Consider the following 8,027-nt stretch of genomic DNA (forward strand, 5'->3'; position numbering starts at 1 on the left):
CGCGGTGGCCGCGGTGCCGGAGGGCTTGCCCGCCGTCGTGACCGCCGTCCTCTCCCTCGGCGTGCAGCGGATGGCGAAGCGCAACGCCATCGTGCGCCATCTGTCGGCGGTCGAAACGCTCGGCTCCGCGACCGTGATCGCCTCCGACAAGACGGGCACGCTCACGAAGAACGAGATGACGGTGCGCGCGGTGGTGACCGCGAGCGGGCGCGTCGATTTCGAGGGCACGGGATACGAGCCCCGGGGCGCGGTGCGTCGACACGGCGGTGGCGCGATCGAGGGCGCCGGGCGGCTCGAGATCGCCCGCACGCTCTCCGCCGCCGACCGCGCCAACAACGCGGTGCTGCAGGAAGACGGCGGGCGCTGGACCGTGCAGGGCGACCCGACGGAGGGCGCGCTCATCGTGGCCGCGCGCAAGGCCGGCCTGGAGGACGAGGCGCTGGATGCGCGCTACGAGCGCGTGGGCGAAGTGCCGTTCTCGTCCGAGCGCAAGCTGATGAGCACGATCCACACCGACGCGGAGGGGCAGGAGCGACTCCTGGCTTTCACCAAGGGCGCGCCGGACGTCCTGCTCGCGCGCTGCTCGGCGGAGCTGGTCGGGGAGGCGACCCGGCCGCTCACCGCCGAGCGTCGCGCGGAGATCGCGGGAACCAACGAGGAGCTGGCCGGCCAGGCGCTGCGCACGCTCGCGGTCGCCTTCCGGTCTCTGCCCAGGGAGGGAGCCGCGCGCGACCGGCTCGATGAGCGGGTCGAGCACGACCTCGTGTTCCTGGGGCTGATCGGCATGATCGACCCCCCGCGCGAGGAGGCCAAGGCGGCGGTGGCCCGGGCCAAGGGCGCCGGCATCCGTCCGATCATGATCACCGGCGATCATCCGAAGACCGCGGCGGTCATCGCGGCCGAGCTCGGTATCGCGACCGACGGCCGAACCGTCGTGGGCCCGGTGCTCGAGCGAATGTCCGACGAGGCGCTGGACCGCACGGTCCGGGAGGTGTCCGTGTACGCGCGGGTCAACCCCGAGCACAAGCTCCGGATCGTCCGGGCGCTGCAGCGTCAAGGCGCCACCGTGGCGATGACGGGCGACGGGGTCAACGATGCGCCCGCCTTGAAGACCGCCGACATCGGGGTGGCCATGGGCATCTCCGGCACCGACGTGGCCAAGGAAGCCGCCGACATGGTGCTTGCGGACGACAACTTCTCGTCCATCGTCGCCGCGGTCGAGGTCGGTCGGGCGATCTTCGCGAACATCCGCAAGTTCCTGCGGTACCTCCTGTCGTCGAATCTCGGAGAGGTCATGACGATGTTCTTCGGGGTGCTGCTCGCCGACCGGATCGGGCTGAAGGCGGTGCAGGAGGGCGGCATCGTGCTGCCGCTGCTGGCGACGCACATCCTCTGGATCAACCTGGTGTCCGACGGCGCCCCCGCGCTCGCGCTCGGCGTCGATCCGGTGGACGAGAGCGTGATGCGCGATCCGCCGCGCGGGCGGGGCGAGGGCGCCATCACCGGCCGCATGTGGAGGGGCATCGTCTTCGGCGGCGTCGTCATGGCGGCGGGGACGCTGCTCGTCCTGGACTGGAGCCTGCCCGGTGGGCTGATCGAGGGTGCGGGCGATATGCGCTACGCGCAAACCATGGCGTTCACCACCCTGCTGTTCTTTTCCCTCTTCAGCGTCTTCAACGCTCGGTCCGACGAAGAGAGCGCGTTCGTCGGGATGTTCTCCAACACATGGCTGTGGGGCGCGATCGTCTTGTCTCTGGCGCTGCAGCTCGCGGTGGTGTACGTGCCATTCCTGCAGCAGGCGTTCTCGACCGTGAGTCTGAGCGCCGGTGATTGGCTCCGCTGCGCGGCGGTGGGCAGCTCGGTGCTGTGGCTGCGCGAATTGAGCAAGGCGGTCGCGCGGTGGGGAGCCGCGACTACTCCACGCTAGGGCCGGGCTCCCGCGACGCGGCGGGGCGCGTGGGGTGGCGGCGGTAGGCCGCCCACGCGATCGCGTGCCCGGAGATCGGAGCGGTCAGCAGGAGGAAGGCGATCACGAGGGCGGCGTCGGTGATCGTCGCGGCGTCGCGGGTGGCGATCGACGCGAGCAGGATCGCGATGGCGCCCAGTCCCGATGCCATGCCCGCGGCGTGCAGCTGGGTGTAGACGTCGGGCATGCGAAGGACCCCGTAGACGCTGATGGTCATGGTGATCGACCCGAGCGCCAGCAAGACGACGGCAAGGACGTCGAGGACGGCGGTCAGCATCCGAATGGGCCTCCTTCCGCATGGTGCCGGGCCGCGGCCAGCGTCGAGACGAAGGAGAGGAGCGCCAAGGCCAGGGCCGCGTCGAGGTAGTACGACGTCTCGCGCCAGTACGAAAGGAGCGCCAGCAGCGCGATGACGATCGAAGCCAGGAGATCCGATACGATGATGCGCTTGAGCATGTCGCGCGACCAGAGCAGCATCAAGCCGCCGCCCACGAGCAGCAGGGTCATCCAGACCAGCACGACGCCGACGAAGATCGTGCGCATGGCCGGCTAGGGGAAGACGCGGCGCTGGCGCCGCTGGTACGTCCGCTCGTGGCGGGCGCGGATCGCCGGCACGTCGCGGGCGTCCAGGAGATGGACGAGCAACACGCCGCGCTCGTCGTCGGCCTCGAGGACGATCTCGTCCGGAGAGATGGCGGTGGTGTATCCCCAGGCCGCGACGCCGGATGGGCTTCGCTCTCCCATCGGGATCGCCACGATGCCGGGAGACTCGAGGCGCCGGCAGCCGAGCACGTAGCGCGCGACGTGCCAGTTGCCGCGCACCATGTCGGCGAGCGTACCGAGGACAAACGCGGGGGCCGCGGCCAGGCGCCGTATCGGCGGGGGGCCGCGACGCGCGGTGGGCCGCGCGACGGTCGACGCCGCGGCGACCGCGGCGGAGAGGATGGCGCCGACCAGCACGTCTCCGGGGTCCACGCTCGTCAGGACGAGCAGATAGGCGATCGTGAGCGCGGCGGTGGAGAGCAGGAAGCGAGTCATCGGGTGCCTCCTCTGGACAGGACGCCGGCGGCGCCCCGGCTGAGGGCGAGCAGCGGTTCGGGCCACAGGCCGCCCGCCAGCACGAGCAGGGCCAGGATGGCGGGGAGGAGCTGAAGCGGCCAGGGGCTCGCGTGACCGGCGCGGGGGCGGCTCCAGAACTCGTGCTGGTACATCCGGAACATGTAGACGAACGACAGGGCGCTGCCCGCGACGAGCAGACCCACCAGGGCCGGGCTCCGGGCCGCGATTCCGGTGTGGACGAGGGCCAGCTTGCCGAGAAAGCCGACGGCAGGCGGCATGCCGGCCACGCTCAAGGCGCCGAGCAGGAAGACCCCGCTGATGAGGGCCCCCCGCATCCGCACCGCGAGGAACAGCATGGTCTTGTTGAGCGAGTTGACCAGCGCATAGAGCACGGCGGCGGCCAGGCCGACCGGTCCGCCGACGCCCAGGGCGACGAGCACGTAGCCGACCTGGCCGATCGACGAATAGGCGAGCGTCTCCGCGGGATCACGCCGGGAGATCGCGAGCACGCCCCCGTACAGGATGGAGGCGCCGCCGATCAGGACGAGGGCGGTGGCCCCGAGCTGGAGCTCGTTCGGCAGGAGGCCCGCGCCGAATCGGATCAGGCCGTAGGCGCCGATGTTCGCGAGGGCGCCGCTCAGGATCGCGGCCACCGCGGGGCGCGCGCCGGTGTAGACGGTGGGCAGCCAGAAGTGGAAGGGGAACAGGCCGAGCTTGACGCCGAACGCGATGAAGAATCCGACCGCGATGAGAATGGCCGCGTTGGGCTCCACGTCGGCCATCCGGAGCGCGATGCTCTCCATGGCGAGGGTCGCGGTCACCCGATAGACTCCTGCGATCGCGAGCAGGAACACGGACGACCCCAGCAGGTTCACGGCGGCGAAGACGAGCGCGGCGCCCAGCTCGCGCCGGCCGCCACCGTAGGTCGTCAGCACGTAGGCCACGGTCATGGCGATCTCGAAGAAGACGTAGAAATTGAAGATGTCGCCGGTGAGAAAGAGCCCGTTCAGCCCGGTGGCGAGCAGAACGACGAGCCCGGGGAAGGTGCGCTCCTGGATGCCCTCGAGAGCCGACTGGGCGACCGCGGCCAGCAGCATGACCGCGGAGACGAGCGCGAACGCCACGCCGAGGCTGTCGGCTCGGAGCACGATGCCGACGTCTGCGGGCCACCCGCCGGTCACGAAATGCACCCCGCGTCCGGGGAACACGCGCACCGCGAGGGCGGCGAGCGCGCCGATCTGAGCGGTCAGCGCGCCGACGGCCAGCCACCCGACGAGGGGTCGCCGTCCATCGACCGCCACGAGAACGACGCCGGACGCCCAGGGGATCAAGAGGGCGAGCGCGAGCGTCGTCACTCGGTCAAGGCCTCGGCGTCGGCGCCGGCGCGCTCGAGCTCGGCGTCTCGCGCGGCCTCGGTCGCCGCGACGTCGTCCTGGGTGATCGTGTAGTAGGCGTGGGACACGCGGTCGACGACGACGAGGAGCAGCGCGGTCACGGCCAGGCCGATGACGAGCGCGGTGAGGGCCAGGGACTGCACGACCGGATCACTGACCGGCGCGTCGGCCAACGGGTAGATCGGTGCCTGCCCACGAGTGAGCGCGGAGGCGAGCAGGGTGAGGATGGCCGACTGGGAGATGAGGGAGACCCCGACGACGACACGGACGAGGTCTCGCTTCAGCAGCAGGTACGCGCCGGCGCCGAACAGCACGGCCGCCGCGAGCGACACGACGAGGTTCATGGCGGCGCGGGCCCGTCGTCGGCCAGCTGATGCACGAGAACGACGAGGGCGCCCACGACGAGCAGGAAGACCCCGATGTCGAAGACGAAGGCGGTCAGCACCTCCAGGGTCCCGATCCTCATCGGGTGGACACCGGGCGGCGGCCAGTGCGTGAAGATGGGCCGGCCGCCCAGAATCGGGAAGAATCCGACGGCGATCGCGAGGAGCAGGCCCGTGCCGGCCACGAGCGGGGCGAAACGGAGACACGGCAACGCGGCCTCGGCGCGGGGCCGGCCGAATGCGACGTATTGCAGCGAGACGGCCAGCGCGACGATCACCCCGGCGCTGAAGCCGTCGCCGACGTGCGCGTAGCCCTTGACCATGGTCGCCACCGCCACCACGAGACTCGGGGCGAGCAACAGTCGGGCGACCGCTCGCACCGCGATCGTCACCACAGCCTCCCGCGTCGCAACAGGGTAGCCACCCCGACCACCGCGACGGCCAGCACCGTGATCTCGGCGAGGGTGTCGAGGCCACGGAAGTCGGCGAGGATCACGGTGACCACGTCCTGGCCATGCGCCTCCGGGGCCAGGCGGATGTGCTCGGCGGCGATGCCCTGGTGAACCGACGGCCGCGAGAGGGATCCCCAGATCACCGCGAAGAGCGCGAGGCCGCCGATCGCGCCCACGACCGGGTCGCGCCACCGCCGACGGGAGCGCGGCGCCGGCGGCACCCCGCCGGGGCGGGCGAGGTCGCGCGGAAGTCTGGCCACCGCCGCCACGAACACGAGCGAGGTGACGGTGTCGACGACGACGGCGACGAGGGCGACGTCGGGCGCCCCGACGAACGCGTAGACCGCGGCCAGGGCGAAGCCGACCACCGAGAGGGCGAGCACCAGGTGCAGGTGTGCGCGCGCCCCGGCGACCGCGAGGGCGGCGAGCATGACGAGCACGAGCAGGGCGACGATCATGAGGTCACCACCGGGGGCGATCCGGCCGATCACGTAGGCTCCGGCGGTCGGGGTCGCCGCGAATCCGAGCGCGGCCAGCATGCCGCCCGGGACGAGAACCGCCGCGATGCTGTTCCGCAGATCGCGCACTTCCATCCGGTGGAGCGCGCCCGAGAGGTGATCGAGGGCCGTGAGCAGCACGCCGTAGGCGCGGCGTGGGCCCAGGCGATCGCCGGCCGTCGCGAGCGCGCGCACGGTGGACCGCCACCCGCGAGGGAAGGCCAGGCCGAGGCCGCCGAGGGCCCAGGCCACCAGCGCCATGACGTTCTCCGGACGCGCATCGAGGTGGTAGGCCGGCCGCAGCGCGACGGCGGCGCCGTGGGTCGTGCTCGCGGCGTCGGCGGCCAGACGGGCGAAGGGCTCCACGAGGACGCCGCCGAACAGCGCGACGGCGGCGAGGACGACGATCGGCGCCACGAGCAGTCGGGGAACAGGATGGGTCGTCCCGCGCGGTGGGCCGAGGAACAGGCCCGTCCAGAAGCGGCCGATGTACGCGAAGGTCAGAGCCGCCGCCCCCACCGCCGCGACCTTCACCGGCCACGCCGCGCCCAGGGCGGCCGTGAAGAACAACTCGTCCTTGAAGAATCCGAGCGTGAGCGGCAGCGCGGCGAGCGTGGCCGCGGCCACCCCGCTGGCCGTCGCCAGGAGGGGCATCTGTTTACGAAGGCCGCCGATCCGCGAGAGCCGATCCTCGCCGGTGGCCATGGTCACCGCGCCGGCGGTCATGAAGAGCGCGCTCTTGGCGATGCCGTGGGTGATCACGTACAGCGCGGCGGCGCTGGCGCCGGCCGGACCGCCGATCCCGTACAGCGTCAGGACATAGCCGTACTGGGAGATGGTCGAGTGGGCCAGGACCTGCTTGAGCTCGTCCTTGGCCAGCGCGAGCGCGCCGCCGACCAGGATCGAGGCGAGCCCCACCCCGAGCAGCGCGTCGAGCACCGCCTCGCTGCGCGCGAGGAGGGGATGCACGCGGCCGATGACGAGGACGCCGGCCGCGACCATCGCCGCCGAGTGCAGGTAGGCGGAGACCGGGGTCGGCGCCGCCATGGCCCGCGGCAACCAGAAGTGCAGTGGCACCTGGGCGCTCTTGGCCAGCGCCCCGACGGCCAGGAGTGCGGCGGCGACGGTCGTGGTCGTCCCGCCGCCGGGCTGTGCGAGCAGCGCCGGAATGGACACGGTGCCGTGCTCGGTGTAGAGGAGGACGGCGGCGATCAGGACCGCGACGGCGGTGACCCCGGTGACGACCAGGGCCATGAGCGCGGCCACGCGCGCTTCCGGCCGGTCACGGTCGAAGCCGATCAGAAAGTACGAACAGATCGCGGTCACGTCGAACAGCACGAAGAGCAGCACGAGATCCTGCGCGACGGCCAGCCCCAGCATCGCGATCATGAACAACACCATCCAGGGCCAGAAGCGCCATTGCTCTCTCCAGGACTGGCCCTCGTGTTCGAGGTGCCACGGCATGTAGGACGCCGCGTAGGCGAAGACGAGGAGACCGACGCCGCTGGCCAGCAGGCAATACAGCGCGCCGAGGCCGTCCAGCGTGAAGTGCAACCGCAGGCCGAGGGTCGGTGCCCACGGGACGTCGATGGCCGCGCCGCCGGTCAACCAGCTCGCCAGGGATGTCACGAAGGCGGTGAGGGCGACGACCACCGCGGTCCACGCCGGGGCGTGACGCCACGAGGCGGACACGTCAGTCGGCCTTCTCGTTCTCGAAGCGGAGCGATTTGAGCACGTCTCCGCGGCTGACGATCCCGACCAGCAAGTTCTTTCCCGCGTGCCGCTCGACCACCGGGAGACTGCGAAGTCGGGATGCGAGCATTTGATCGATCGCCTTCGTGACCGGATCGCGCGGTCCGAGCGTCACCACCGAGCGCCTCATGATGTCCTCGACGTGCTTGGCCCACAGCTCGGCCAGACTGGGTCGCAGACGCGCGCGGTCGTGGCGAAAGATTCGCAGGAGGTCGAGCTTGGTGACGATGCCGAGGAGGGCTCCCGCGTCGTCGACGACCGGAAACGCGTTGAAGTTGTGCGAGACGAAGAGATTCTGGAGCTCGCGCACCGGCATCTTCGGTCCGACGGTCCGGGGCCGGGACGACATGACGTCCCGAACCAGTCGCGGCGCGATTCGTCTGGCCATCGGATCCTCTGTGTGCTGCGGCGGCGGTGCAGGATCGCGGGCTGCGGTCGCCGGATTATACCGTGCCCGATGGTCCTCGTTGGGGGAGGCGGATTGTACGTTTTCCACGGCGGACGGACGTCGCCACTTAGCCTCG

9 protein-coding genes are annotated in these 8,027 nt (G+C 71.2%); 1 reads left to right on the forward strand and 8 read right to left on the reverse strand.

The features are described 5' to 3' along the window. Positions 1-1,927 (forward strand): cation-transporting P-type ATPase (locus tag VKN16_18105; GenBank protein HME96124.1); only part of this gene is annotated, 1,927 nt, incomplete at its 5' end. Here the strand turns inward: VKN16_18105 and mnhG are convergent. From mnhG to VKN16_18145, 8 genes are read right to left on the reverse strand one after another with little or no spacing between them, the layout of a single operon-like run. Beyond that, on the reverse strand, positions 1,914-2,243 hold the full coding sequence (gene mnhG, locus VKN16_18110) for a monovalent cation/H(+) antiporter subunit G (GenBank protein ID HME96125.1): 330 nt from the start codon (positions 2,241-2,243) through the stop codon (positions 1,914-1,916). The genes VKN16_18105 and mnhG overlap by 14 nt on opposite strands. Continuing rightward, on the reverse strand, positions 2,237-2,509 hold the full coding sequence (locus VKN16_18115; GenBank protein ID HME96126.1) for a monovalent cation/H+ antiporter complex subunit F: 273 nt from the start codon (positions 2,507-2,509) through the stop codon (positions 2,237-2,239). Before VKN16_18115 ends, mnhG begins: the two co-directional genes overlap by 7 nt. Positions 2,510-2,515: 6 nt before the next feature. After that, a complete protein-coding gene (locus tag VKN16_18120) occupies positions 2,516-3,004 on the reverse strand; it encodes a Na+/H+ antiporter subunit E (protein ID HME96127.1) in 489 nt (162 codons plus the stop codon). Further along, positions 3,001-4,380 carry a proton-conducting transporter membrane subunit gene (locus VKN16_18125; GenBank protein ID HME96128.1) on the reverse strand — a complete coding sequence of 460 codons (1,380 nt, stop codon included), beginning with the start codon at positions 4,378-4,380 and terminating at the stop codon, positions 3,001-3,003. The genes VKN16_18120 and VKN16_18125 overlap by 4 nt, the downstream gene beginning before the upstream one ends. Beyond that, positions 4,377-4,763 (reverse strand): sodium:proton antiporter, encoded by a 387-nt coding sequence (locus VKN16_18130; protein ID HME96129.1) that lies wholly within the window; start codon positions 4,761-4,763, stop codon positions 4,377-4,379. The genes VKN16_18125 and VKN16_18130 overlap by 4 nt, the downstream gene beginning before the upstream one ends. Then, a complete protein-coding gene (locus VKN16_18135) occupies positions 4,760-5,194 on the reverse strand; it encodes an MnhB domain-containing protein (GenBank protein HME96130.1) in 435 nt (144 codons plus the stop codon). Before VKN16_18135 ends, VKN16_18130 begins: the two co-directional genes overlap by 4 nt. Beyond that, complete coding sequence (gene mbhE, locus VKN16_18140; protein ID HME96131.1) at positions 5,191-7,443, reverse strand: hydrogen gas-evolving membrane-bound hydrogenase subunit E; 2,253 nt, start codon at positions 7,441-7,443, stop codon at positions 5,191-5,193. Before mbhE ends, VKN16_18135 begins: the two co-directional genes overlap by 4 nt. Position 7,444: 1 nt before the next feature. After that, on the reverse strand, positions 7,445-7,891 hold the full coding sequence (locus VKN16_18145; protein ID HME96132.1) for a CBS domain-containing protein: 447 nt from the start codon (positions 7,889-7,891) through the stop codon (positions 7,445-7,447). Positions 7,892-8,027: the final 136 nt, after the last annotated feature.

The sequence above is a fragment of the Candidatus Methylomirabilota bacterium genome (genome assembly GCA_035315345.1).
Taxonomy (GTDB): domain Bacteria; phylum Methylomirabilota; class Methylomirabilia; order Rokubacteriales; family CSP1-6; genus CAMLFJ01.